The organism is Streptomyces sp. NPDC110618, assembly GCF_055657065.1.
In genome coordinates, this window is sequence record NZ_JBVKBN010000003.1 from 21,572 (window position 1) to 46,287 (window position 24,716).

The following is a 24,716-nucleotide window of genomic DNA, read 5'->3' on the forward strand; positions in this document are numbered from 1 at the left end:
GCTGTCCGGGGGTGGGTTCAGGGCCGGTCGGCCCCCGTTTCCGCCCCCATCGGCGTGAGGTTACGCGTGCCAGCTCCACTCCGCGATCTCCGGCATGTCGGTGCCGTGTTCGCGGATCCAGGCGTGGTGGCGGGTGCGGGCGTCGGCCATCTCCTGGCGTACGGCGGCGGCGCGGACCGCGAGGCCCGGGACCCGGTCGATGACGTCCATGACGAGCCGGTACCGGTCGAGGTCGTTGCGGACGACCATGTCGAACGGTGTCGTGGTGGTGCCGGACTCCTTGTAGCCGCGCACGTGCAGGTTCTTGTGGCCGGTGCGGCGGTAGGCGAGGCGGTGGATCAGCCACGGGTAGCCGTGGTAGGCGAAGATGACCGGTTTGTCGGCGGTGAACAGGCCGTCGTACTCGAAGTCCGTCATGCCGTGCGGGTGTTCCTCGCGCGGCATCAGGCGGGCGATGTCGACGACGTTGACGACCCGGACGGCGAGGTCGGGCAGGTGCCGGCGCAGCAACTGGGCGGCGGCCAGCACCTCCTGGGTGGGGACGTCACCGGCGCAGCCGAGCACCACGTCGGGTTCGCCGCCGTTTTCGCTGCCCGCCCAGTCCCAGATCCCGGCGCCGCGGGCGCAGTGCACGCGGGCCTGGTCCATGGACAGCCAGTCGAAGCAGGGCTGTTTCCCGGCGACGATGACATTGACGTAGTCGCGGCTGCGCAGCGCGTGGTCGGCGACCGAGAGCAGGGTGTTGGCGTCCGGCGGGAGGTAGACGCGCACGACCTCGGGGCTCTTGTTGAGGACGTGGTCGACGAAGCCGGGGTCCTGGTGGGAGAAGCCGTTGTGGTCCTGGCGCCACACGTGCGAGGTGAGCAGGTAGTTGAGGGAGGCGATGGGGGCCCGCCAGGGCAGTTCGCGGGAGGTCTTCAGCCATTTGATGTGCTGGTTGACCATGGAGTCGACGATGTGCACGAACGCCTCGTAGCAGGAGAACAGCCCGTGCCGGCCGGTGAGGAGGTAGCCCTCCAGCCAGCCCTGGCAGGTGTGTTCGGAGAGGATCTCCAGGACCCGGCCGTGCCGGTCGAGGTGCTCGTCGACCGGCAGCACCTCGGCCTGCCAGGCCTTGCCGCTGCCGTCGAAGACGGCCTGGAGCCGGTTGGAGGCGGTCTCGTCGGGGCCGACGACGCGGAAGTCGCGGCGCTCGGCGGTGTCCTTCATGACCTGGGCGACCAGGTCGCCGAGGACGCGGGTCGGCTCGTGCAGGGTGGTGCCGGGCTTGTCGACGGGTACGGCGAACCGGTCGAGGTCGTCGATGGGCAGCTCGCGGGTGAGCAGACCGCCGTTGGCGCGCGGGGTGGAGCCGAGGCGCCGGGCACCCTCGGGGACACAGGCGAGAACGTCCGGAACCGGTCGCCCTTCCTCATCGAACAGTTCTTCGGGCCGGTACGAGCGCAGCCAGCGCTCCAACTGGCGCAGGTGCTCGGGATTCTCGCGGACCCCGGCGAGCGGGACCTGGTGGGCGCGCCAGGTGCCCTCGACGGGCAGGCCGTCGACCTCGGCGGGTCCCGTCCAGCCCTTCGGGGTGCGCAGCACGATGACCGGCCAGCGCGGTCGTTCGCTCGCGCCCTCCTCGCGGGCGGCGCGCTGGAGGGCGGCGATGCGGTCCAGGGCGGTGTCGAACGCCTCGGCCATGGCGCGGTGGACGGCGGCCGGGTCGTCGCCGGTGACGTACAGCGGGTCGTGGCCGTAGCCGCGCAGCAGGGCGTCGAGTTCGGCCTCGGGCAGCCGGGCGAGGACCGTGGGGTTGGCGATCTTGTAGCCGTTGAGGTGCAGGATCGGCAGGACGGCGCCGTCGTGCACCGGGTCGAGGAACTTGGTGGAGTGCCAGGAGGCGGCCAGCGGGCCCGTCTCCGCCTCGCCGTCGCCGACGACGCAGGCGACGACCAGATCGGGGTTGTCGAAGGCGGCGCCATAGGCGTGCGAGAGGGCGTAGCCCAGCTCGCCGCCCTCGTGGATGGAGCCCGGCGTCTCGGGCGCCACATGGCTGGGCACCCCGCCGGGGAAGGAGAACTGCCGGAACAGCCGCCGCATGCCGTCCGCGTCCCGGCCGATGTCCGGGTAGGTCTCGCTGTAGCTGCCCTCCAGCCAGGAGTTGGCGACCACGGACGGTCCGCCGTGGCCGGGGCCCCAGATGCACAGGGCGTCCAGGGAGCGGGCCTTGATCACCCGGTTGAGGTGGGTGTACACCAGGTTGAGGCCGGGCGAGGTGCCCCAGTGGCCGAGCAGCCTCGGCTTGATGTGCTCGGCCCGCAGCGGTTCGCGCAGCAGCGGGTTGGCGAGCAGGTAGATCTGTCCGGCGGCCAGGTAGTTGGCCGCGCGCCAGTGGGCGTCCAGGGTGCGCAGCTCGTCGTCGGTCAGTACGGTGCTGTTCTGGTGTTCGACCTTGGACATGGAGTGACTCCTAGGGCATCGACAGGGTCGACGGGTGGCGGGAGACGGCATGGCGGGCGAGAAGGCGGAGAAGCTGCCGCGCAGGACGTACGAGAAGGAACTGCTGCGTCTTCAGACCGAGTTGGCGAAACTTCAGGAGTGGGTGCGCTCCGAGGGGGCCCGTCTCGTGGTCATCTTCGAGGGGCGGGACGCCGCGGGCAAGGGCGGCACCATCAAACGAGTCACGGAGCATCTCAATCCCCGGGTGGCGCGGATCGTGGCCCTGCCCAAACCGACGGAGCGGGAGCGCACGCAGTGGTACTTCCAGCGGTACGTGGAACATCTTCCGGCCGCCGGGGAGATCGTGCTGTTCGACCGCAGCTGGTACAACCGGGCCGGGGTCGAGCATGTGATGGGCTTCTGCACCAAGGCCGAGTACCAGCTCTTCCTGCGGCAATGCCCCATCTTCGAGCGGATGCTCGTGGAGGACGGGATTCTGCTGCGCAAGTACTGGTTCTCGGTCAGTGACGCCGAGCAGCAGGAGCGGTTCCGGCGCCGCCTTGAGGATCCGCTGCGGCGCTGGAAGCTGTCGCCGATGGACCTGGAGTCGATCACCCGTTGGGAGGACTACTCCCGGGCCAAGGACGAGATGCTGGTCCACACCGACATCGCCGAGGCGCCCTGGTACGTGGTGGAGAGCGACGACAAGCGGCGCGCCCGGCTGAACATGATCGCCCATCTGCTGAGCAGCGTGCCCTACCAGGACACGCTGCCGCCGGTGCTGGAGCTGCCGGAGCGCCCGCCGTCGACCGGATACCGGCGCCCGCCGCGCGATCTGCAGACGTACGTCCCGGACCACGCGGCGAGCCTGTTGTAAGCCGCTCACTCCGGGTGCGGCACGACCGCGACCGGGCAGGCGGAGTGATGCAGGGCCGCGTGCGCGACCCGGCCGAGCTGAAGCCCGAAGCGGCCCTCGGTGCGCCGGGCGCCCACGACCAGCAGGTCGGCGCGGTGCGAGGCGTCCACCAGCACCTGCCGGGCGGGGCCCTCGACGGTGCGGCGCACCAGGGCCACGGCGGGCGAGAGGTCGTTGAGGGCTTCGTCCAGCGCCTTCTCGGCCTGCTCCTCGTGCACCTGGGCGGGGGTGTCCGCGAGCCGCGGGTGGTCGGTGGTCTCGATCGCCGGGCACCGCCAGGCCCGTACGGCCTCCAGCGGCACCTGGCGGCGCAGGGCCTCCGCGGCGGCGAACGCCACGGCCGCCGAGTGCTCGGGATGCTCGCCCACGCCCACCACGACCCGGCCGTGCACCGGGGGTGTGACCTGGTTGTCGTGGCTGCCGCGCAGCACGATCACCGGGCAGTCGGCCTGCGCGGCCACGGTCAGGCTGACCGAGCCGAGCAGCATCTCGGCCAGTCCGCTGCGTCCCCGGGTGCCCACGACCACCGCGGCGGCCTCGCGGCCCGCGTGCACGAGGGCGTACTCGGGCGCGTCGAAGACGACGGCGGAGGTGACCTCCAGGGCGGGCTGCCGGGCGTGGGCGCGGCGGGTGGCGGCGCCGATCACATCCTGGGGGGTGGGCCGGCCGTCGGGTCTGCCGAGGTCGTGGGCGAGGGCGGCGCCCTCGTAGCGGTCCCACAGGCAGGCGTAGACCACCTTCAGCGGGATCCCCCGCACGACCGCCTCGTCGGCGGCCCAGTCGACGGCGCGCAGGCTGGGTTCGGAGCCGTCGACGCCCACGACCAGGGGGCGCGTCCCGGCGTTCACTTGGCGGTCCCGAGGTCGAAGACGATCCGGGCGGGGACCTGGCCGCGCAGCACGTCCTCGATGGACTCGTTGACCGAGTCGAGCGGACGGGTCTCGCGGATCACCCGGGTACGTCCGGCGGCGTGCAGCTGGAACACCTCGGCGAGGTCCTGCCGGGTGCCGACGATGGAGCCGATCACCGAGGTGCCGTTGAGGACGGTGTCGAAGATCGGGACCTGGATCGTGCCGTGCGCGGGCAGGGCGACCATGACCAGCTTCCCGCCGCGCCGCAGACCGGCGTTGACGGCGGCGAAGGACTCCTCGTTCACGGCGAGGGCGATGGCCGCGTGGGCGCCGCCGTGCCGCTTGAGGGTCTCGGCGACGTCGTTCTTGCGGGCGTCGATGACGAGGTCCGCGCCGAGTTCGGCGGCCAGTTCCAGCTTCTCGTCGGTGATGTCGATCGCGGCGACCGTGGCCCCGGCGATCTTGGCGTACTGCAGGGCCAGGTGGCCGAGCCCGCCGATGCCGGAGATCGCGACGAGCTGCGTGGGCCGCACGTCGGCGACCTTCAGCGCCTTGTACGTGGTCACGCCGGCGCAGGTCAGCGGGGCGGCGTCGACGGGGTCGACGCCGTCGGGGACGGGCTGGGCGAAGTCGGCCCAGGCGAGCATCTTCTCGGCGTACCCGCCGTCGCAGCCGTAGCCGGTGTTGATCTGCTGCTCGCACAGCGTCTCCCAGCCGGACAGGCAGTGCTCGCAGCGGCCGCACGCCCTGCCGAGCCACGGCACGGCGACCCGTTGGCCCACGGCCAGGTGGGTGACGCCGTCGCCGAGCTTCTCGACGAGGCCCACGCCCTCGTGGCCGGGCACGAACGGCGGGTTCGGCTTGACCGGCCAGTCGCCGTGGGCGGCGTGGATGTCGGTGTGGCACAGCCCGGACGCCTCGACCCGGACCCGGACCTGTCCGGGGCCCGGCTCCGGGTCGGGACGCTCCTCGATCACGAGGGGCTCGCCGAAGGCTCGTACGACCGCTGCCTTCATGGTGGTCACTCCTAGTGCAGTGGGATGGGTCGGTCAGTCGTGGGCGACGACTGCGACGGGGGCGGTGGAGTGGTGCAGGACCGCGTGGGCGACCGGGCCGATGTGGGCGCCGAACGGCCTGCGCCGGATCCGGCGGCCGATGACGACCAGGGACGCCTCGTGCGCCGCGTCCACCAGGCGCACGCCGGGGCTGCCGGCCGGGCTCTCCTCGACGACCTCGACGTCCGGGTACTTCTGCCGCCACGGCCGCAGGGCCTCGTGGAGCGCGGCGGACTGCTGTCCGACGATCTCGTCGTGCAGCCGGGCGTCGGCGGTCAGGCCGTAAACGTAGTACGGCGGGAGGTTCCAGCCGTGCAGGACGCGCAGCGCGGTCTCGCGCCGGGCGGCCGCCTCGAAGGCGAACTCGATGACCGCGGCGTCCGGGTGGTCCACATCGAGACCGAGGACGACGGGCCGGTACGGCGTGGACGCCGACGGGATGCCGGACGGGTCCGGCGCGTGCTCGTCGGTGGCCTGCTCACCGGCACGGACCAGGACGACTGGGGTCGTGGTGTGGGCGACGACCGAGAGGCCGACGGAACCGACCATGAACCCGGCGAGTCCGCTCAGTCCGCGGGATCCGAGGACCAGCATCCGCTCGCCCTCGGCGGCCTTGGCGAGGGCCTCGGCCGGCGGGCCGTGGAGCTGTTCCGTGGTCACCTCAAGTCCGGGGTGACGCGCGCGCAGTCCGTCCGCGGCCTCACGGGGGATGCGCTCGGTCCAGTGCTGGTGCGTCTCGGCACCGAGCAACGGGGCCTGGGCGAGCGGTTCCGGAACCGGCTCCCAGACCTGGACGATCTTCAGCGGCAGGCCGAGCAGCTTCGCCTCGCGTGCCGCCCATTCCGCGGCGGCCCTGCTCTCGGGCGATCCGTCGAGACCTGCGACGACAGTGCGAGTCATGGTCGTGCCTCCTGATCTGTTTCCCTGTCTCCAGCGTCGGCCGGAAGCGGTTCCGCGGGCAGGGGCCGCAGGTCCCCGGACCGGGCCGACCGGCCCACACGACGGGCCCCTCACCGGGGCCCGTCGCGGTTCGCGGTGGTCACTTCAGCCAGGGGTTGCGGCTGACGAAGGGGAGCTTGGCCCAGACCTTGCCGAGGCCCCAGACCGCTCCGGCGCCGGTGGCGGCGAGGGCGATGAGGACGACGGCGTAGATCAGGTGGTAGTCGACGAAGGGATTCGTCGACATGCTGGGCGAGCCGTCCGCCAGGTGCTGGGCCGGCGGCCACTCGGCGATCCACATCAGCGCCATCATGACGGTGCCGGCGACGGCGGCCAGGCGCAGCCCGACGCCGAGGACCAGGGCCAGTCCGATGCCGAGCAGGCCGAGCATGAACAGCCAGTCCGCCCAGGCGTCCCCGGCCCAGGAGTGGAAGGTGTCCTGCATGGGTCCGACGGCCACGTGGCCGAGGAAGCCCTCGGTGGGCGATCCGCCGTCGATCCAGGCGTTGGAGGACTGGGTGGCGTAGCCGAACCCGAAGGTCTTGTCGAGGAACGCCCACAGGAAGACGAACCCGGTCAGCAGCCGGAGGGACGCCAGTGCGTAGGCGGCGGGCGACGCCACGTCGGCGGTCGCGGACGCCGCACGGTTCCTGCGGAGGGCGGGGAAGTGGAACCCGCGGCTTTGGTGAGGGTGCTCGTGCACGGCCATCGTCTTGTCCCTTCGAGCGGATCCTTGGTGCTGACGAGAACACTGTCGCGGTACGGCCGAGGGGGGCGCCGCGTGCCGAAGGTCGGGCGTCGCAGGGCTGAACGTCCCTTTCCTCGGGCCCGGTTGGGGCGGTCCGCCGGGTGGTGCGGTCCGGCACGCGCGAGGGGTGCCGAAGGTCCGCCGGTAGGGGCCGGGTGGCCCATGGCCCGCTGCCTGACCTCGGCAGAGGCTGGAGTTGGTAACTCCGGTACGCCTGAGTGGAGGCCCGCCATGAACGCTCCTGTCACCACGAGCCTGCCGAGGGCGCTTCCCCCCGAGCACCGCCAGCGGCTGATGGATCTCGCCCGCGAGGTGTCGTTCCCGGCCGGTGAGCGGCTGTTCGAGGAGGGCGGCCGCGCGGACCGCTTCTGGATCATCCGTACCGGCACGGTCGACCTCGACATGCGGGTCCCCGGCCGGCGGCCCGCCGTCATCGAGTCCCTCGGTCACAACGAACTGGTCGGCTGGTCCTGGCTGCTCACCCCGCACGTGTGGCACCTGGGCGCCGAGGCCGCGAGCCCGCTGCGCGCGTACGAGTTCGACGCCGAGGAGGTCCGCGAGGCGTGCGAGGAAGACCCCGAGTTCGGACGCGCCGTCGCCCGCTGGGTGGGCGAGGTCGTCGCCCACCGGCTGCACTCGGCCCGCACCCGGCTGCTGGACCTGTACGGGCCGTACGGCAGCGGTGTGCGGCGCTGAGGCGGCCTCTTCCTTCCGGAACGAGAACGAGGAGTCACCGTGCACACAGCCCCGCACGTGGTCAGTGACGTGATGACGCGTGATGTCGCCGTCGTCCGCCGGGACACCGTCTTCAAGGACATCGTGCGCACGCTGCACGACCGGAAGGTCAGTGCCGTGCCCGTGGTGGACGGCGGGCGGCGGGTCCTCGGGGTTGTCTCCGAGGCGGACCTGCTGCCGAAGGAAGAGTTCCGGGACAGTGACCCCGACCGGTACACGCAGTTGCGGCGGCTGTCCGATCTGGCCAAGGCCGGATCGGTGACTGCCGGGGAGCTGATGACGTCCCCTGCGCTGACTGTTCGGGCGGATGCCACGCTGGCGCAGGCCGCGCGGATCATGGCCCGGGCCCGGGTCAAGCGGCTGCCGGTGGTCGGGGACACGGATCGGCTGGAGGGGCTGGTCAGTCGGGCGGATCTGTTGAAGGTGTTCCTGCGGGACGACGAGGACATCGCCGAGGAGATCCGGCGGGAGGTTGTCGCGTACCTGTTCCCGGCGCCGGGGTCGTCGGTGCGCGTCACCGTTGAAGACGGTTCGGTCCGTCTGTCCGGGCGGGTGCGGGACACCTCCCTGGTTCCGGTCGCGGCTCGCCTGGCGCGGGCGGTGGAGGGCGTGGTGGATGTGGACTTCTCGCTGGATCATGGGGCGGCGGCGGTTTAGCCGGGTCTCTTTTCGCCCCCGCCGCCCCTACCCGTTCCCGTCCCCGGGGGCTGCCGCCCCCGGACCCCCGCTGTCGGCCCTGGACGGGCCTCGTCCTCAAACGCCGGACGGGCTGAAAGCAAGCCGCCGGACGGGCTGAACAGACGGACCGGCTGAAGAAACGGTCCCCCTCTCACTAGGGCCCATCGGCCCTGGCGTCCCGGCCCCCCAGGCGTGACGATCGTCCTATGGGACCCAAGGGGGCGAGATGACCGAGCCGCGTACCTTTTCCGCGCAGGATCCGATTCGGGTGTTCCTGCTCGACGATCATGAGGTGGTGCGGCGCGGTCTGACCGATCTGCTGGACGCCGAACCCGACATCTCCGTGGTGGGCGACGCCGAGAACGTGGAGCACGCGCTCGTGCGCGCCCCCGCCGTGCGTCCCCATGTGGCCGTGCTCGATGTGCGGCTGCCGGACGGGAACGGGATCACCGTCTGCCGTGAGCTGCGCAGCATGATGCCGGATCTGGCCTGTCTGATGCTGACCTCGTTCGACGACGAGGACGCCCTGCTGGACGCGATCATGGCGGGCGCGTCCGGGTACGTGCTGAAGCAGATCCGCGGCTCCGATCTCGTCGCCGCCGTCCGTACCGTCGCCTCCGGGCAGTCCATGCTGGACCCCGCGACGACGGCCCGGCTGATGAAGTCCCTGCGCACCGAGCCCGTCGAACAGCCGGCCGAGGCCCCCGAGCTGGCCGGTCTCTCACCGCGCGAGCGGGAGATCCTGGCGCTGATCGGGGACGGGCTGACCAACCGCGAGATCGGCAAGCGGCTGTACCTGTCCGAGAAGACGGTCAAGAACCACATCTCCCGGCTGCTGGCCAAGCTGGGTGTCCAGCGCCGCGTGCAGGCCGCGGTGCTGGCCACCCACCTCGACCAGCCGGAGAAGGCCGAGCGGCCGGCTCTCTAGCCTCCAGGGCGTGTCCGCGAAGTCCCGTCTGCCGTCCCACGCCCGGCACGCCCTCCCGCCGCACCGGCCGGCCCCGCGCGAACCCGGCTTCGCCCGGCTCGCGCGGGGCACCCCCATGCCGCCGCTCGGCCCGCCGCCTAGCGCTCGCGGGGTCGCAGGGCGCGTACCAGCAGCTCCACCAGCAGCACCGTCGACGCCGTGCCCGCGCACGCCGCCCACTGGGCCGCGTTCAGCGGCACCGTGCCGAAGACGCTGCGGGCCCACGGCAGGTGGACGGCGAGGATCTGCACGGTCAGTACCGCGCCCAGGCACAGCCACAGGGTGCGGTTGCGGAGCTGGTGGCGGCCCAGCAGCGGGCCGTCGTCCACGCGGGCGCTGAGCGAGTTGACCAGCTGGAAGAGGACGAACGTGGTGAACGCCATGGTCAGCGCTGTGTCCGTGGAGACCTGTTCGCGGGCCAGGGCCAGCAGGCCGACCGTGCCCAGGGCCATGACCGTGCCCGCCCGGGTGATGGCGAGCAGCCGGCGCCGGTTCAGGATGCGCTCCGCGGGGTCGCGCGGCGGCTTGCGCATCACGTCGTCGCGGGCCGGGTCGACGGCCAGGGCCATCGCGGGCGGCCCGTCCATGATGATGTTGATCCACAGGAGCTGGGCGGCCGTCAGCGGGGCGGGCAGCCCGGCGAGGGTGGCGCCGAGCAGGGTCAGGATGGCGCCGACGTTGGTGGACAGCTGGAAGCGTACGAACTTGACGATGTTGTCGTAGATCGCCCGTCCCTCGCGCACCGCCCGCACGATCGTGGAGAAGTCGTCGTCGGTGAGGACCACCGCCGCGGCCTCCTTGGCCACGTCCGTGCCGGTGCGGCCCATCGCCACGCCGATGTGCGCGGCCTTGAGCGCCGCCGCGTCGTTCACGCCGTCGCCCGTCATGGCGACGATGTGCCCGCGCCCGGAGAGCGCCCGCACGATGGTGACCTTGTGCTCGGGGGCGACGCGGGCGAACACCCCGATGCCGTCGATGCGTTCGGCGAGTTCCTCCTCGCTCGTGCGTTCCAGTTCGGCGCCGGTCACCACCTCGCCGCGGATGTCCAGTTCCCGGGCGATGGCGGCCGCGGTGTCCGCGTGGTCGCCGGTGATCATCTTCACCTCGACCCCGGCCGACCGGCACAGCGCGATCGCGTCCCGGGCCTGCGGCCGTGGCGGATCGGCGATCCCTGCGACCGAGACCAGGGTGAGCGGGGGCAGCGCGGCGGGGTCGGGCGGTCCGTCGAACACGGCGGTGGCGGCGCCCAGCACGCGCAGGCCCGCCCGGCCCAGCTCCGACGTCACGGCCAGTACCTCGGCGCCGAGCACGGCGTCCAGGGGCCGTACGCCCTCGTCGGTGAGCACCGCCTCGCACCGGTCCAGCAGGACGTCCACCGCTCCCTTGGCGTGGACGCGGGTACGGCCGTCGGGCTCGGTGTGGAAGGTGGCCATGTACTTCGTGGCGCCGTCGAAGGGCACCTCGGCGCTCCGGGGCCGCTCGGCGCGCAGTCCGTCGGCGTCCATGCCGGTCTTGGCGGCGAGGACGACCAGGGCGGCCTCGGTGGGGTCGCCGACGAACCCGTCGTCGGTGAGCCGGGCGTCGTTGCAGAGCGCGAACGGCAGCACGGCCTCGCGCAGTTCCTCGGCGCGGTCGGTGCCCGCGCTGTCGCGGACGGCGCCCTGGGTGTCGTAGCCCTCGCCGGTGACCTCGTAACGGCGGCCGGCGCTCCACAGGGACCGGACCGTCATCTCGTTCATGGTCAGGGTGCCAGTCTTGTCGCTGCACACCACGGTCGCCGAGCCCAGTGACTCCACCGAGGCGAGCCGTTTGACGATGGCGCCGCGCCGGGCCATGCGGTACACGCCGAGGGCGAGGGTGAGGGCGAGGACGGCCGGCAGGCCCTCGGGGATGGCGGCGACGGCCAGCGCCACCGCGCGCAGGCCCAGGTCCGCGAGCCCCTCGCCGCGCACCAGCGCGACCAGCGCGTACGCGGCGACGGCGACCCCGCTGAGCAGGGCCAGGCGGCGCCCGAGGCTGTCGAGCTGGATCTGCAGCGGGCTCGGCGGTTCCGCGCCGGTGCGCAGGGCCTCGGCGATGGCGCCGAGTTCGGTGCGCATGCCGGTGGCCGTGACGACCATCTCGGCGCGGCCGCGGGTGAGCGCGGTGTTCATGAACAGCATGTCGGTGCGCTCGGCGAGCGGCACCGGGCCGGTGGGCTCGACGCTCTTGGCGACGGGCTGGGACTCGCCGGTGAGGGCGGCCTCGGCGACCTCCACGGTCTCCGCGACGGTCAGCCGTCCGTCGGCCGGCACCCGGTCGCCCGCCTCCAGCAGGACCACGTCCCCCGGGACCAGCGTGTGCGCCTCGACCTCGCGCTCGGCGCCGTCGCGGCGGACCCGCGCGGTGGGCACGAGCATCCGGCGCAGCGCCTCCAGGCTGCGTTCGGCGCGCCGCTCCTGGAGGTAGCCGAGCACGGCGTTGATCTGGAGCACCACGGTGATGATCAGCGCGTCCTTGACCTCGCCGATCACGGCGGCCACCACGGCGGCGATCAGCAGGATGCCGATCAGCCAGTTGCGGAACTGGTCGAGGAACTTCAGCCACTCCGGGCGGCGGGCCGGTTCGGCCAGCCTGTTCGGCCCGTACTCGGCCGCGCGGGTGGCGGCCTCGCCACCGCTCAGCCCGGTCGCCGGGTCGACGCCGAGCCGGGCGGCCACCGCCTCGGCGGTCAGTTCGTGGACGTCCTCCCCCGCGACCTGTCCGGTCGCTCGCCCCTGCATGGCTACTCCTCTTCGGCCCGTACGACGGCGACGGGGCACTCTGCGTGGTGCAGGACGGCCTGGCTGACCGAGCCGAGCCTGAGCCCGGTGAAGCCGCCCCGGCCGCGTGCCCCGACGACCACGACACCCGCCCCGGCGGTGGCCTCGATCACCGAGTGGCGGATCCGGCCGCGCACCAGGCTGCGCTCCACCTCGACGTCCGGGTACTTCTCGGTCATCCCGCTGATCGCCTCGGCGAGCAGCCGCTCCTCCTCGTCGCGCAGACGGTCCTCGTCGTAGGTGACGAAGGGCGGGTCGCCGGGGGCGCCGTAGGAACGTTCGGTGTGCGTGTTCCAGGCGTGCAGCGCCCGCAGTGCGGTGCCGTGCAGCGAGGCGTACGCGAAGGCGAACTCGACGGCCGCGGCGGAGCGGGGCGCGCCGTCCACGGCCAGCAGGACGGGCCCGGTGGGTTCGGGGCGCCCGCGCATGACGAGGACGGGGCAGCGGCCGTGTGCGGCGAGGTGTCCGGCGGTGGAGCCGAGCAGCAGCCTGCCGAAGCGGTTCAGGCCCCGGCTGCCGACGACGGCCAGGGACGCGGTGCGCGTCTCCAGCTCCAGCACCATCACCGGCTCGCCGACGACGACCTCGCGGGCGATCTCGACGTCGGGTGCGATCGCGCGCGCCCGCAGTTCGGCGTCGGCGAGGGTGCCGTCGACCATCTCACGCACCCCGGCGGCGCTCCATGGCGGTGTCCTGAGCGGTGTGTGCACCGACGGCCAGCCGAAGGCGTGCACCAGCCGGAGTCCCACGCCCCGCAGGGCGGCCTCGCGGGCGGCGACGTCCACGGCGGTCAGGCTCGACTCCGATCCGTCCACTCCCACGACGACAGGACCGCTCATCACGGTCTCCCTTCTCCGGGCTCCGTCGGGGTCCGTGTGTCACACAGGAGCCGGGTTTCCAGGCTCTCCCCATCCGGCGTTTCTCGCACAGGGCCGTCCGGCCCGCGCCGGGCCCCGGTAGGCCCTGCGCGGATCAGTCCGGCAGCACCAGCCGCCGGGTCTCGCCGGGCTGGACGACGACCGTGCGGCCCGGCAGCCGTATCTCGATCGGGGTCTGGTCGGAGGACGGTACGGCGATGTCCAGCTCGCCGCGCTCCAGGTGCACGCGTACGCCCCAGTTGCCCTGGTAGCGCAGGGCGAAGCCGTAGGAGGACAGCTCCGGCAGCGGTACCGGGTCCAGCCACAGCGCCCCGTCGCGGGTCTCCAGGCCGGTCAGACCGCGCTGGACGAGGTCGAGGGTGCCGGCCATGGCGCCGAGGTGGATGCCCTCGGCGGTGGTGCCGCCCTGGACGTCGGCGATGTCGCCCTGGAGGGCCTCCTGGCAGAACTCCCACGCCTCCGCGCGCCGGGCGCGGGCGAGCACCCAGCCGTGGACCAGGCCGCTGAGGGTGGAACCGTGGCTGGTGCGGTGCAGGTAGTAGTCGACGGTCCGGTGCCAGATCTCGTCGTCGAGCCGTACCCCCAACCGGTCGAACAGGCCGCGCAGTTCGGCGGGCGAGTAGAGGTAGCCGAGCATCAGGACGTCGGCCTGCTTGGACGCCTGGTAGCGGTTGACGGTGTCCCCCTCGGCCTCCAGGATCCGGTCCAGGCGGCGGATGTCCCCGTAGCGCTCCCGGTACTTGGCCCACGGGAGTTCGTCGAGGTCTCCGTAGCCGTCGAACTGGCTGATCACCCCGTGGTGGAAGGGCACGTACAGGGAGCGGGAGACGTCCTCCCACCGCTCAAGTTCGCTCCGGTCGAGCCCGGTGCGCTCGCTCAGTTCGCGGCGCCTGGGCTCGGGCAGGGCGTCGATGAGTTCACGGGCGCGCATGAGCACCCACGCGGCGGTCACGTTGGTGTAGGCGTTGTCGTCCAGGCCGGGTTCGCTCGCGTCGGGGTAGGCCTCGTGGTACTCGTCCGGGCCGACCACGCCCTTGATGCGGTGCCGTCGCAGGGTGTCGTCCCAGACGGCCGCGTCCGCCCAGAACCGGGCGATCTGGAGCAGCGTCTCGGCGCCCTTGGTGTGCAGGAACTCCATGTCGCCGCTGGCCTCGCAGTACTGCCACACGTTGTACGCGATGGCCGAGCCGACGTGGAACTGCAGCCGGGAGTGGTCGGGCAGCCAGCGCCCCGAGCGCGGGTTGAGATGCAGTGTCTGGGTCTCCTCGCGGCCGTCGCTGCCGGACTGCCAGGGGAACATGGCGCCCTTGCGGCCCGCGGCCTGCGCGGCGACGCGGGCGCGTTCCAGGCGGCGGTGCCGGTAGCGCAGCAGGGCCCGGGAGACCTCGGGGAAGTGCAGGTTGAGGAAGGGCAGCACGAACAGCTCGTCCCAGAAGACATGGCCGCGGTAGGCCTCCCCGTGCAGGCCTCGGGCGGGGACGCCCACGTCGAGGTCGGCGGTGTGCGGGGAGAGCGTCTGGAGCACGTGGAACAGGTGCAGGCGCAGGATGCGGCCCGGTTCCCCGGCGACGTCGAGGGCGGCGCGGCGCCAGAGCTGGGCCCAGGCGGTGCGGTGCGAGGCGAGCAGGTCCTCGAAGGTGCCCGCGCGGCCGACCCGGTCGACGGCGGCGTGCAGGGGGTCGCTGATGGCGGGGTCGCGGGAGGTGTGCAGGGCGATCGTCTTGTCGACGGTGGCGGTCCGTCCGTCGGTCAGGGCGAGCACGGTGTGCTGGGTGGTGCGCGGGTTCTTGTTGCGGACGGTGACCGGGGCGTCGGAGGTGAGCCGGGAGGCCATGCCGACGCGGATGTCGGAGGTGCCGGTACGGCAGCGCAGCCACACGGTCTCGGGGGTGACGGTGCCCGCGTGGACGTGGATCAGGTGGTGGCCGTCCAGGTCGCGGTAGCGCGGCACACCGGAGTTGGTGACGCCGCCGTCGAGGGACGCCTCCACCTCCAGCTCGCCGGAGAAGCCCTCCGCGGTGAACTCGGTGCGCAGGGCGGCCAGATGGGGTTCCCCCATGTGCACGATGCGCCGCTGACGCACCGCCAGGACGCGTCCCTCGCCGAGGTCGAAGCGGGTGCGGCGCTCCAGCACGCCGCAGTCCAGCAGCAGGGTCATCCGGTGTTCCAGCAGCGGCGCGGTCTCGGGGGTCAGCCACTGCCCGTCGCGCAGGCGGAAGCGCAGGGGCAGCCAGTTGGGCAGGTTGACCATGTCCTCGTTCTCGACCCGGCGTCCGGACACGGTGGAGGTGAGCCGGTTGTAGCAGCCCGCGACATACGTGCCGGGGTAGTGGATGTCGTCGGCCGAGCACTCGGGCAGGGCTCCCCGGGTGGCGAAGTAGCCGTTGCCCAAGGTGCACAGGGACTCGCGCAGCCCTTGGTCGGCGGGCTCGTAGCCCTCGTACTCCCAGGTCCATCCCGTCACTTCGGCTCCTCACCCAGCAGTTCCGCCAGATCCCGTACGACGATGTCGGCGCCGTGCCGGCGTAGTCTGTCCGCCGAGTCCCCCGTGGCGGCCCGGTCCACGCCCACCACCAGGGCGAATCCACCCCGCCGGCCCGCCTCCACGCCCGCCAGGGCGTCCTCCACGACGGCGGCGCGGTCGGCGGGGACGCCGAGCCGGTCGGCGGCGGTGAGGAACAGGTCGGGGGCCGGTTTGCCCTTCAGGCCCAGGCGGGCCGCCTCGCCGCCGTCGACGAGGACGTCGAACAGGTCGCGTACCCCGGCCCGGGTGAGCAGCTCACCCGCGTGCCGGGAGGCGGAGGCCGCCGCCAGGGGGGTGCCCGCCCGGCGCAGGGCGCGTACCAGGCGGACCGTGCCGGGGTAGGCCTCGACGCCTTGTTCGCGCAGCCGCCGGGTGAAGCGTTCCTCCTTGTCGGCGGCGACTTCCCGGACGGTCGCCTCGGAGGTGTCGGCGCCGCGCGAGGCGAGGAAGGCGGCGGCGCCGTCGAGGCGGGACTTGCCGTCGACGTGGCGCAGGTAGTCGTCCTGGACGTCGAAGGGCCTCCGCTGTGCGGGGTCGGCGGGCGGATGCGCGCGCAGGTAGGCGTCGAAGGCCTCCTTCCAGGCCGCCGCGTGGACCCGGGCCGAGTCGGTGATCACGCCGTCGGTGTCGAACACGACGGCGCGCACGTGGTCCAAGGGGGTGTCGTGGCTCTCGGGCTGCTCCATGCTCACTCCGGCTGGGGGACGACGGCTACGGGGCAGTACGCGTGGTGGAGGAGGGTGTGCCCGACGCGGCCGAGCTGGAGACCGAAGCGGCCCGTCCGGTGCCGGGCCCCGATGATCACGAGGTCGGCGGCGGCCGACCGGTCCAGCAGCACCCTGCGGGCCACGCCCTCCACCGTGGCAGGCCGCACCCTGACGTCCGGGTGGTCGGCCGTCGGGGCGCGCAGGACGGCCTCCAGCAGGGCGGCGGCGCCCTCCTCGTGGTGCTCGGCCGCCGGGTGCGCGGGGCGGCGCCAGGCCCGTACCGCGTCCAGGACGCAGTCGCGGGCGGCGGCCTCGCGGAAGGCGAACCGGGTCGCGGCGCCCGCGATCGCCCGGTCGGCGACGCCGAGCAGGATCCGTTCGTGGGTGCCGGCGAGGCCCGGCGGGTCGCCGCGGACCACGATCACCGGCGCGGTGGCGCGGGCCGCGACGGTCAGTGACACGGAGCCGAGGAGCAATCCGGCGAGCCCGCCGCGCCCGCGCGCCCCGGTGACCACGGCGAAGGCGCGGTGCGCCTCGTCCAGCAGGGCGTCGGTCGCCTCCTGGGCGATGACGTCGACGCTGACCTCGGCGTGCGGGTCCTTGCTCCGTACGCGCGCGGCGGCGCCCTCGACGATCTCCTCGGCGGCCAACTGCTCCGAAGCGTCCTCCTGGGGCACGGCGCCCTCGTAGCGCTCCCACAGGGAGGCGTACACCAGGCGCAGCGCCAGACCGTGCCGGGCCGCCTCGGCCACGGCCCAGTCGACCGCCTGCAGGCTCCCGGGCGATCCGTCGACGCCCACGACCAACGGCAGCTCCACGGCCCACCGCCTTCCGTCCCGGCCGCTGAGCGCGGCCCGGTGCTCCCTCCACGGTCGCACGGGCTACCGGGCCTTCGCAGGGGGTGGGTCGGCCGGGGCCCGGGGACGTTCGGCCCATGCACGGGTGCCCGTTCGGGGTGACGCTGGAAGTGACGGCGGTTCCGGAGGGAGAGAGCCATGGCTACGGAACAACGGTCCCCGGTCGACGAGGGGCCCGTGCGGCTGACCGCGGTGCTCGACACCCCGCTCTCACGCTGGCTGTGGCTGGTGAAGTGGCTGCTCGCCCTGCCCCACCTGGTCGTTCTCGCCTTCCTGTGGATCGGCCTGGTGCTGGTGAGCGTGGTGGCCTTCTTCGCGATCCTGTTCACCGGCCGGTACCCGCGCCCCCTGTTCGACTACACCGTGGGGGTCCTGCGCTGGAGCTGGCGCGTCGGCTACTACGCGTACGGCGCGCTGGGCACCGACCGCTACCCGCCGTTCACCCTCGCCGAGGTGCCGGACTATCCGACGCACTTCGACGTCGCGTACCCCGAGAAACTGTCCCGCGGTCTGGTGCTGGTGAAGTGGTGGCTGCTGGCCGTCCCGCACTACTTGGTCGTGGCGATCCTGGAGGGCGGTTCGCGTCTGGCCTGGTTCTCCACCGGCCTGATCGGGCTGCTCACCCTGTTCGCCGGGGTGGCGCTGGCCGCGACCGGCCGCTACCCGCGCGGCATCTTCGACCTGGTCGTCGGCCTGAACCGGTGGGTGCTGCGGGTGGCGGCGTACGCGACCCTGCTCACCGATGTCTACCCGCCCTTCCGGCTGGACCAGGGCGGTTCCGAACCGGAGGCGCTGCCATGACCACCGCGCTGGTCTCCGCGCTCCTGTTCGTGCACGGTCTGCTCCATCTGGCGGTGTGGCTGCCGCACGGCGCCACCGAGCAGCCCTTCGACCCGCGCCGCTCCTGGGTGCTCGCCTCGGCCGGGGTACCCCGTCCCCAGTCCGTCGACCGCGCGGCCATCGGCCTGGCCTCGGTCACCGCGCTGCTCTACGTCATCGCCGGCGCGTCCGCCGCCGCGCAGAGCAGCGGCTGGACGACCGCGGCCCTGCTGGCGGCGGCGAGCGGCCTGCTGCTGAAGGCCCTCTGGTTCGACCCGTGGCTGACGCTCGGCGTACTCCTGGACGTGGGCGTCATAGCGGCGGTCCTGGCGAGCTGGCCCGGCGCACTGTTCTGACCGTCCGGCGAGGTGATCCGTCATGCGGGTGCTCGTGGGTTACGCGACCGCGCACGGCTCCACCCGGGAGATCGCCGAGCGCATCGCCCGGGTGCTGGACCGGGCGGGTCTGCGAGCCGACGCCCGGCCACTGGAGGCCGTCGACGACGCGGACGACTACGACGCGTTCGTGCTCGGCAGCGCCGTGCACGGGCAGCGCTGGCTCGCCCCGGCGCGGGACTTCCTGAGCGGGCACCTGGAGCTGCTCGCCGCCCGCCCCGTGTGGCTGTTCAGTGTCGGGATGCCCGGGGCGCTGCGCGGCCCGTGGAAGCGGCTGGCGCCGCTGGAGGGACCGGCGATCCTGCGCGGCCTGCCCGGCGGGCTGTCGTACCGTGCGCACCGGCTGCTGTCCGGCGTGATCCTCCCGTCCCAGCTGCCGCGCGGCGGGCGGATCCGGTTCCGGCTGATGGGGTGCCGCTACGGCGACCACCGTGACTGGGACGCGATCAAGGCATGGGCCGCCGGGATCGCCGACGAGCTGCGGGCATGAGGAGCTCCCCGCCGTGCGGGCGGCGGGGAGCCGTTGAGGAGGCCGTCCGAAGCAGTGGCCGCTCCGGGCGGGTGCGGTGCCTCAGCAGTGGACGGAGGGGCGGTGACCCGTCCGGCGGGACCGGTGCGGTGGCGTGCCGGGGGTCGCCGTGGCCCTCCGCGCCCGGCGCAGAGCGCGGCGCAGCGCCAGGGTGTCGAACAGGGCGGTGAGGGCGAATGTCACGCCCGTCGCCGCGAACAGCAGGAGCGCGAACCGCTCCCAGAACTCCGCGGTGAGACTCGTGCCCACGGTCCTCTCCCCCTCTGGTCGACGGTGAGGCGTTTCCTCCTCACCCACAGTCAACTCCGTTGCCGCTTCGGGCACTTGAGCCGTGCGGCCCGAAGAGCGGGCTGGAGCGGCCCTTGACCGGGCCCGCCGGGGTGTGCCCCGGGCGTCCGTCAGCGGACCAGCACGCGTTCCCCGGAGCGCGGTACGACCGCCGTCCAGCCCAGGGTGCGGTCGATGCGCTCGCGCAGGGCCTCGGCCGCGTCGGGCTCGCCGTGCACCAGGTAGGTGGTGTGCGGGGCGGGCGCCCCGCGGAGCCAGTCGACGATCTGCCCGGCGTCGGCGTGCGCCGAGAAGTGCGGCGCGTCGGCGACCTGGGCCCGTACGGGGACGTACTCCCCGAACATCTTCAGTACCGTCGCCCCGTCCACCAGGTCGCGGGCCCGGGTGCCCTTGGCGGCGAAGCCGACGACGACCACGGCGTTGCGCGGGTCGGGCAGCAGGCGCCGGAGGTGGTGCAGGACGCGTCCGCCGGTGGCCATGCCGGACGCGGAGACGATGACCGCGGGCCCGCCCGCGCGGCCGAGGTCCACGGACTCCTGGACCGACCGCACGGGCCGGAACGGTTCGGGGCTCAGCACGGCGGTGCCCGCCTCCGCGATCTCCGGCCGCAGTTCGGGGGCGCGGCTGCGCAGGGCGTCGTGGTAGACGTCCAGCGCGGCCAGTGCCATCGGGCTGTCCACGTACACCGGCACCTTGGCGGGGAGGCGGCCGGAGGCGCGCAGCGCGGCCAGCTCGTGCAGGACGACCTCGGTGCGGTCGATGGCGAACGCGGGGATCACGACGGTGCCGCCGCGGGCGAGGGTCTGGGTGACCACGTCGGCGAAGTGGGACCGGGCCGCGTCCTCCTCGTGCCGCCGGTTGCCGTACGTCGACTCCACCAGCAGCACGTCGGCGCCGGAGAACGGCTCGGGCGGGTTGAGCAGCGGATGCCCGGGGCGGCCCAGATCGCCGCTGACGGCGAGGGTGTGGCCGCTCTCCAGGGCGAGCCGGGCCCAGGCGGAGCCGAGGATGTGCCCGGCGGAGTGCAGGGTCAGCTCGGTCCCGGTGGCGATGTCCACGGGTGTGCCGGAGCGCACGGGGCGCAGGAGCTTCAGGGTGCGGTCGACGTCCGTGTCGTCGTACAGGGGTTCGGCCGGGCGGTGCTTGGACCAGCCGTGCTCGTTGGCGTGCCGGGCGGTCTCCGTCTGGAGCTTGGCGCTGTCCCGCAGCACGATCTCCATCAGCCGGGCGGAGTACTCGGTCGTGACGATCGAGCCGCGGAACCCGTGCCGCACCAGCCGGGGCAGATAGCCGCAGTGGTCGAGGTGGGCGTGGGTGACGACGACCGTCCCGATGTCGGCGGCGTCGCACGGCAGCCCGCGCCAGTTGCGCCTGCGCAGATCGGCCAGGCCCTGGAAGAGACCGCAGTCGACGAGGACCCGCGCGTGATCGCTCTCGACGAGGAACTTGCTGCCGGTGACGGTTCCCACCCCGCCGAGGAACGTCAGCAGCGCCGGCCGGGGTCGGGTCGGCGCGTCGTCTCCTGGTACGCCTGCCACGGTGCTCATCACGCCGTCCTCCTTCGTGGTCGGGCCGATCGGCCCTGGTGGATCCCCGGTGGGTGTGGTGTGCTGGAGGTGCGGGAAGGACCCCGACTCCAGACGCGGAGAAGCGGCTTCGAGCCGTGCACCGCGCAATCCGGATCCGCGAGAAGCGGGTAGGTCCTTCCCGCCTTTGTGTGCCACCGCCTCACCCGCCCCTCCAGCCTGCGGCCCCGCCCTGCCCGCCGCACGGGCCGAAGGGGGTCCGGCCGGACGCCGAACGGCCCTGCCGCCTCTCGCGTGGAGCAGGCCCGAAGCGCCCCCGGTCAGGTGTCCCTCTGTGTGCGCGCCGCCCATCTGCGGCGTACCGCGTCCTCATGTTCGCCCTGTTCCAGGGCCGCGTCCGCCTGGGACAGGGCTGTCTCCAGGCGGGGGACCCAGTGGCGGCGCAGGGCGCGTACGCGTTGGCGGGTGCGCCGGACCTCCTTGCCGAGGGCACGGGCCGCCGCGCGGGCCACGGCGTACTGCGCCGCCGCCTCGACGGCTCGGGCGTAGTGCGTCTCGGTGTGGACGAGGGCGGTGTTCCCGGGGGCCGGGTCGTCGGGGTCACGGCCGGGGACCGCGCACACGGCTCCCGCCGGGTGCCGTACGCCCATGGTGGTGGTCCACGTGAATTCGACCCGCGCCGCGGGGCCGGGCTCCAGCGCGTCCTCGCCGCCGAGCAGCAGCCCGCGCCGCAGCCAGGTCTCCGCCTCGCGCAGCCGCGCGTGCCACTCCTCGCGGGCGGCGGCCTCGGCGCGCAGGAGTTCCTCGTGGCGGATGCGCAGGACGTGCAGTTTGCGGTCGAGCAGGTCGGCGCCGCGCAGGGCGACGTCGAGGCTGTGCCGCAGTCGCAGCCGCCCCGCTCGGCCGGGCGGAACACGCAGGTCGGTCATGGGATCACCGGCCGTCCTGCGGCAGGCGCGCGTCGAGGAACCGGGCGGGCAGCATGGACAGTTGGCCGCGCGGCAGGGTGAGCAGCACCCGCCAGGCCCGTTCCAGGGTCTCCTCCAGCGTGCGGGCCTCGTCGCGCCGCTGGTCCACCAGTTCGCGGCCGAAGGCGTCGTCGAAGTCCAGGTACGCGCGGTCGGTGGCGGTGAGCGCCGACTGGCCGACCAGGTCGGCGAGTTCCCTGACCTGCCTGGCCCGGGCCAGCGCGGCGAGGAGTTGGGCGGCGACGTCGAGGTGGTCCTCCCGGGTGCGCCCGGGTCCCGCTCCCTTGCGCATCAGCCGGGACAGCGACGACAGCGCGTCGACCGGCGGGTACACGCCCCGCGCGTGCAGCGTGCGGGAGAGCACGACCTGGCCTTCCGTGATGTACCCGGTGAGGTCCGGCACGGGGTGTGTGATGTCGCCCGCGGGCATGGTCAGCACCGGCAGCACGGTCACCGACCCCGGCAGTCCGCGTACGCGCCCGCACCGCTCGTACAGGGACGCCAGGTCGCTGTAGAGGTAGCCGGGGTAGGCCCGCCGGGCGGGGATCTCGCCGCGGGCCGCGGAGACCTCCCTCAGTGCCTCCGCGTAGCTCGTCATGTCCGCCATCACCACCAGCACGTGCCGGCCCTCGAAGAAGGCGAGCCGTTCCGCGACGGTGAGGGCGATGCGCGGGGTGAGGACGCGCTCGATCACCGGATCGTCGGCGGTGTTGAGCAGCAGCACCAGCTCCCCGGAGGCGGACCGCTCCTCCAGCGCGTCACGTACGAAGGCGGCGTCGGCGTGGGTGACGCCCATCGCGGCGAAGACCACGCAGAAGGGCTGTCCGCCGGCGGTCGACTGGGCGGCGATCTGCGCGGCGAGTTCCAGGTGCGGCAGGCCCGCCGCGGAGAACACCGGCAGCTTCTGCCCGCGGACGACCGTGGTGAGGGCGTCGATGGCGCTGATCCCGGTCAGCACCGGCTCGGCGGGCGGTTCACGGCGTACCGGGTTGACGGGGGCGCCGCTGACCGCGGAGGTGGTCGTACCGAAGACGGGGGGCCCGCCGTCGAGGGGTTCGCCGCGGCCGTTGCAGATCCGCCCCAGCCAGCCCGGCCCGACGGGGACGCGCAGGGGCGTCCCGGTGAACGCCGCCCGCAGCCGGGCCGGGTCGAGGCCCGCGGTGTCCTCCAGGACTTGCACCACGGCCGTGCCCCGGTCGACCTCCAGGACCAGGCCGTGCCGCTCCCCGCCCGACTCGGGGGTGAAGCGGACGAACTCGTCCCAGCCGACGCCCTCGACCCGGTCGACCACGGCCAGCGGGCCGCGCAGTTCCCGTATCGAGGTGTATTCGACGACGGCGTTCATGGCACCTCCCGGAGCCGGTCGAGCATGGTGGCGCGCAGGCGCTCGACGGCTTCCGCGTCGTGCGGGCCCGCTTCCTCGCGGGCCCGCAGGACGGGCGAGAAGTCGATCTCCTCGACGCGGGCCGCGGGTACTCCGGACGCGACCAGTTCCCGGCACCGGTCCACGACCGCGAGCACGGCCTCGGCCAGCGCGGCGGTCTTCTCCGGGGCGCTGTAGGCGTCCTGCTCGGACAGGGCGCTCTGCTGGAGCAGGCCTTCGCGTACGAGCCGTCCACCGAGGAAGCTGACGCGTTCCTGGTCGGGCAGTGCCGTGATGCCGAGCAGGTCGACGAGGTCGGCGAGCCGGTCGGCCTCGGCGAGGAGTCCGGCCACCCGGGCGCGGCGGGCGGGCAGGTCCGGGTCGTCACCGGCCGCGTGCCGGGCGGTGAGCGTCTCGGCGTCGCGGGAGAAGGAGCCGGCCCAGGAGACGGCCGGGTAGTGGCGGGCGTAGGCGAGGTCGCGGTCGAGGGTCCACAGGCAGCGGACGAAGCGCTGGGTGTGGGCGGTGACGGGTTCGGCCATGTCGCCGCCGGGCGGGGAGACCGCGCCGATGACCGTGACCGAGCCGCTCAGCCCGCCGAGCGTGGTGACGGCGCCCGCGCGCTCGTAGAACGCGGCGACGGCGGAGGCGAGACCCGCCGGGTAGCCCTCCTCGGCGGGCAGGGCGCCGGTGCGGGAGGCGAACTCGCGCAGCGCCTCGGCCCAGCGGGAGGTGGAGTCGGCGATGACGACGACGTCCAGGCCCATGTCACGGAAGTACTCGGCGACGGTGATCCCGGTGTGGATGCTCGCCTCCCTGGCCATCATCGGCATGTTGGAGGTGTTGGCGACGATCACGGTCCGCTCGACCAGGCGGCCACCGGTGCGCGGGTCGGTGAGCGCGCCGAACTCCTCGATGAGGTCGGCCATCTCGTTGCCGCGCTCGCCGCAGCCGACGTAGACGATGACGTCGGCGTCGCACCACTTGGCGATCTGCTGGAGCAGTACGGTCTTGCCGGTGCCGAAGCCCCCGGGCACCGCGACGGTGCTGCCCAGAGCCACCGGGAAGAGCAGGTCGATGACGCGCTGGCCGGTGTGCAGGGGCCGTACGGTGTCCAGGCGCGCGCGGACGGGGCGGGGTGTGCGGACGGGCCACTGACCGGTCATCCGGACCGGTGTGTCCGCGACCGTCGCGAGGACGGCGTCCTCGTCGTGACGGCCGGGCGGGACGAGCCCGCGTACCGGTCCGGCGCAGCCGGGGGGCACGAGCACCCGCAGCGTCAGCGGCCCCACGCCGCGGATCTCCCCGAGCACGGCCCCCGGCTCCACGGTCTCGCCCTCCTCGACCAGGGGCACGAACTCCCGGGCGACCCGCTCTCCGTCGGCGTGCCCGTCCAGCGCCCCCGGCACCAGCCAGTCACCCGCGGCCGACAGCGGGCGCAGCAGCCCGTCATGGATCCCGCCCAGCAGCCCGGGCCCGAGCGGCGCCGACAGCGGCCTGCCCAGCGGGCGTACCGGCATGCCGGGCGCGAGGCCGCCGGTGTACTCGTACGCCTGGACGGTGACGATGCTGTCGCGGATCCCGACGATCTCCCCGGGCAGCCCGTCCGGGCCCAGCGCGACCAGGTCGTGCATGGCCGTCCCGCCCACCTCCCCGGCCTCGACCAACGGCCCGGCCACCCGCAGAATCCGCCCGGTGCCGGGCGCGGTGTCCGTCGTGCCACCCACGGCTCCTCCACCTCCCGAACGCGC

Annotated in this window: 22 protein-coding genes; 7 read left to right on the forward strand and 15 right to left on the reverse strand. The window is 73.4% G+C overall.

Annotation, left to right across the window (positions count from 1 at the left end):
- Positions 1-60 precede the first annotated feature (60 nt).
- A complete protein-coding gene (locus ACZ7L7_RS06605) occupies positions 61-2,442 on the reverse strand; it encodes a phosphoketolase family protein (RefSeq protein WP_285515382.1) in 2,382 nt (793 codons plus the stop codon).
- A 49-nt stretch (positions 2,443-2,491) separates the two neighbouring features.
- Between ACZ7L7_RS06605 and ppk2 the strand changes: the two genes are divergently transcribed.
- Positions 2,492-3,298 carry a polyphosphate kinase 2 gene (gene ppk2 / locus ACZ7L7_RS06610; RefSeq protein ID WP_453603024.1) on the forward strand — a complete coding sequence of 269 codons (807 nt, stop codon included), beginning with the start codon at positions 2,492-2,494 and terminating at the stop codon, positions 3,296-3,298.
- Positions 3,299-3,303: 5 nt separating this feature from the next.
- On the opposite strand, the gene ACZ7L7_RS06615 is transcribed toward ppk2, so the two are convergent.
- The 4 genes from ACZ7L7_RS06615 to ACZ7L7_RS06630 all read right to left on the reverse strand — a co-directional run bounded on the left by ACZ7L7_RS06615 (position 3,304) and on the right by ACZ7L7_RS06630 (position 6,891).
- Positions 3,304-4,185, reverse strand: coding sequence for a universal stress protein (locus ACZ7L7_RS06615; RefSeq protein WP_285515384.1), 882 nt, complete (start codon positions 4,183-4,185; stop codon positions 3,304-3,306).
- Positions 4,182-5,204, reverse strand: a complete 1,023-nt coding sequence (gene adhP, locus ACZ7L7_RS06620) for an alcohol dehydrogenase AdhP (protein WP_285515385.1) — start codon at positions 5,202-5,204, stop codon at positions 4,182-4,184. Before adhP ends, ACZ7L7_RS06615 begins: the two co-directional genes overlap by 4 nt.
- Before the next feature lie 33 nt (positions 5,205-5,237).
- Positions 5,238-6,143, reverse strand: a complete 906-nt coding sequence (locus ACZ7L7_RS06625) for a universal stress protein (RefSeq protein ID WP_285515386.1) — start codon at positions 6,141-6,143, stop codon at positions 5,238-5,240.
- A 139-nt stretch (positions 6,144-6,282) separates the two neighbouring features.
- The gene (locus ACZ7L7_RS06630) at positions 6,283-6,891 is read right to left on the reverse strand and encodes a hypothetical protein (RefSeq protein ID WP_471430462.1); all 609 of its coding nucleotides are present in this window, start codon (positions 6,889-6,891) and stop codon (positions 6,283-6,285) included.
- A gap of 270 nt (positions 6,892-7,161) precedes the next feature.
- Here ACZ7L7_RS06630 and ACZ7L7_RS06635 point away from each other — a divergent pair, with 270 nt between their 5' ends.
- The 3 genes from ACZ7L7_RS06635 (at position 7,162) to ACZ7L7_RS06645 (ending at position 9,271) form a co-directional block, all read left to right on the forward strand.
- Positions 7,162-7,626 (forward strand): cyclic nucleotide-binding domain-containing protein, encoded by a 465-nt coding sequence (locus ACZ7L7_RS06635; protein ID WP_285515388.1) that lies wholly within the window; start codon positions 7,162-7,164, stop codon positions 7,624-7,626.
- A 39-nt stretch (positions 7,627-7,665) separates the two neighbouring features.
- The gene (locus ACZ7L7_RS06640; protein WP_453603033.1) at positions 7,666-8,322 is read left to right on the forward strand and encodes a CBS domain-containing protein; all 657 of its coding nucleotides are present in this window, start codon (positions 7,666-7,668) and stop codon (positions 8,320-8,322) included.
- 247 nt (positions 8,323-8,569) lie between these two features.
- Positions 8,570-9,271, forward strand: a complete 702-nt coding sequence (locus tag ACZ7L7_RS06645; protein ID WP_453609003.1) for a response regulator — start codon at positions 8,570-8,572, stop codon at positions 9,269-9,271.
- A gap of 137 nt (positions 9,272-9,408) precedes the next feature.
- Here ACZ7L7_RS06645 and ACZ7L7_RS06650 read toward each other — a convergent pair whose 3' ends face one another.
- The 5 genes from ACZ7L7_RS06650 to ACZ7L7_RS06670 all read right to left on the reverse strand — a co-directional run bounded on the left by ACZ7L7_RS06650 (position 9,409) and on the right by ACZ7L7_RS06670 (position 17,038).
- Positions 9,409-12,072, reverse strand: a complete 2,664-nt coding sequence (locus ACZ7L7_RS06650; protein ID WP_471430468.1) for a cation-translocating P-type ATPase — start codon at positions 12,070-12,072, stop codon at positions 9,409-9,411.
- 2 nt (positions 12,073-12,074) lie between these two features.
- Positions 12,075-12,950 carry a universal stress protein gene (locus ACZ7L7_RS06655; RefSeq protein WP_471430470.1) on the reverse strand — a complete coding sequence of 292 codons (876 nt, stop codon included), beginning with the start codon at positions 12,948-12,950 and terminating at the stop codon, positions 12,075-12,077.
- 133 nt (positions 12,951-13,083) lie between these two features.
- On the reverse strand, positions 13,084-15,453 hold the full coding sequence (locus tag ACZ7L7_RS06660) for a glycoside hydrolase family 65 protein (RefSeq protein ID WP_472075129.1): 2,370 nt from the start codon (positions 15,451-15,453) through the stop codon (positions 13,084-13,086).
- Positions 15,450-16,199, reverse strand: a complete 750-nt coding sequence (locus ACZ7L7_RS06665) for an HAD family hydrolase (RefSeq protein ID WP_285515393.1) — start codon at positions 16,197-16,199, stop codon at positions 15,450-15,452. The genes ACZ7L7_RS06660 and ACZ7L7_RS06665 overlap by 4 nt, the downstream gene beginning before the upstream one ends.
- 2 nt (positions 16,200-16,201) lie before the next feature.
- Positions 16,202-17,038, reverse strand: coding sequence for a universal stress protein (locus ACZ7L7_RS06670; RefSeq protein ID WP_285515394.1), 837 nt, complete (start codon positions 17,036-17,038; stop codon positions 16,202-16,204).
- 177 nt (positions 17,039-17,215) lie between these two features.
- Here ACZ7L7_RS06670 and ACZ7L7_RS06675 point away from each other — a divergent pair, with 177 nt between their 5' ends.
- The 3 genes from ACZ7L7_RS06675 to ACZ7L7_RS06685 are packed head-to-tail and all read left to right on the forward strand — an operon-like array spanning position 17,216 to position 18,781.
- Positions 17,216-17,878 carry a DUF4389 domain-containing protein gene (locus ACZ7L7_RS06675; protein WP_285515395.1) on the forward strand — a complete coding sequence of 221 codons (663 nt, stop codon included), beginning with the start codon at positions 17,216-17,218 and terminating at the stop codon, positions 17,876-17,878.
- Positions 17,875-18,252: a hypothetical protein gene (locus tag ACZ7L7_RS06680; RefSeq protein ID WP_285515396.1), complete on the forward strand. Its 378-nt coding sequence runs from the start codon at positions 17,875-17,877 to the stop codon at positions 18,250-18,252. The genes ACZ7L7_RS06675 and ACZ7L7_RS06680 overlap by 4 nt, the downstream gene beginning before the upstream one ends.
- A 22-nt stretch (positions 18,253-18,274) precedes the next feature.
- Complete coding sequence (locus tag ACZ7L7_RS06685) at positions 18,275-18,781, forward strand: flavodoxin domain-containing protein (protein ID WP_285515397.1); 507 nt, start codon at positions 18,275-18,277, stop codon at positions 18,779-18,781.
- 81 nt (positions 18,782-18,862) lie between these two features.
- Here the strand turns inward: ACZ7L7_RS06685 and ACZ7L7_RS06690 are convergent, their stop codons facing one another.
- The 5 genes from ACZ7L7_RS06690 to ACZ7L7_RS06710 form a co-directional block, all read right to left on the reverse strand.
- On the reverse strand, positions 18,863-19,069 hold the full coding sequence (locus ACZ7L7_RS06690) for a hypothetical protein (protein ID WP_285515398.1): 207 nt from the start codon (positions 19,067-19,069) through the stop codon (positions 18,863-18,865).
- Between the two features lie 149 nt (positions 19,070-19,218).
- Positions 19,219-20,655, reverse strand: coding sequence for an MBL fold metallo-hydrolase RNA specificity domain-containing protein (locus tag ACZ7L7_RS06695; protein ID WP_471592261.1), 1,437 nt, complete (start codon positions 20,653-20,655; stop codon positions 19,219-19,221).
- A 299-nt stretch (positions 20,656-20,954) separates the two neighbouring features.
- The gene (locus ACZ7L7_RS06700) at positions 20,955-21,563 is read right to left on the reverse strand and encodes a V-type ATP synthase subunit D (RefSeq protein WP_472075133.1); all 609 of its coding nucleotides are present in this window, start codon (positions 21,561-21,563) and stop codon (positions 20,955-20,957) included.
- Between the two features lie 4 nt (positions 21,564-21,567).
- A complete protein-coding gene (locus ACZ7L7_RS06705; protein ID WP_453604529.1) occupies positions 21,568-22,947 on the reverse strand; it encodes a V-type ATP synthase subunit B in 1,380 nt (459 codons plus the stop codon).
- Entirely contained in the window at positions 22,944-24,692 is a 1,749-nt protein-coding gene (locus ACZ7L7_RS06710) for a V-type ATP synthase subunit A (RefSeq protein WP_471592259.1), read from the reverse strand. The genes ACZ7L7_RS06705 and ACZ7L7_RS06710 overlap by 4 nt, the downstream gene beginning before the upstream one ends.
- Between the last annotated feature and the right edge of the window lie 24 nt (positions 24,693-24,716).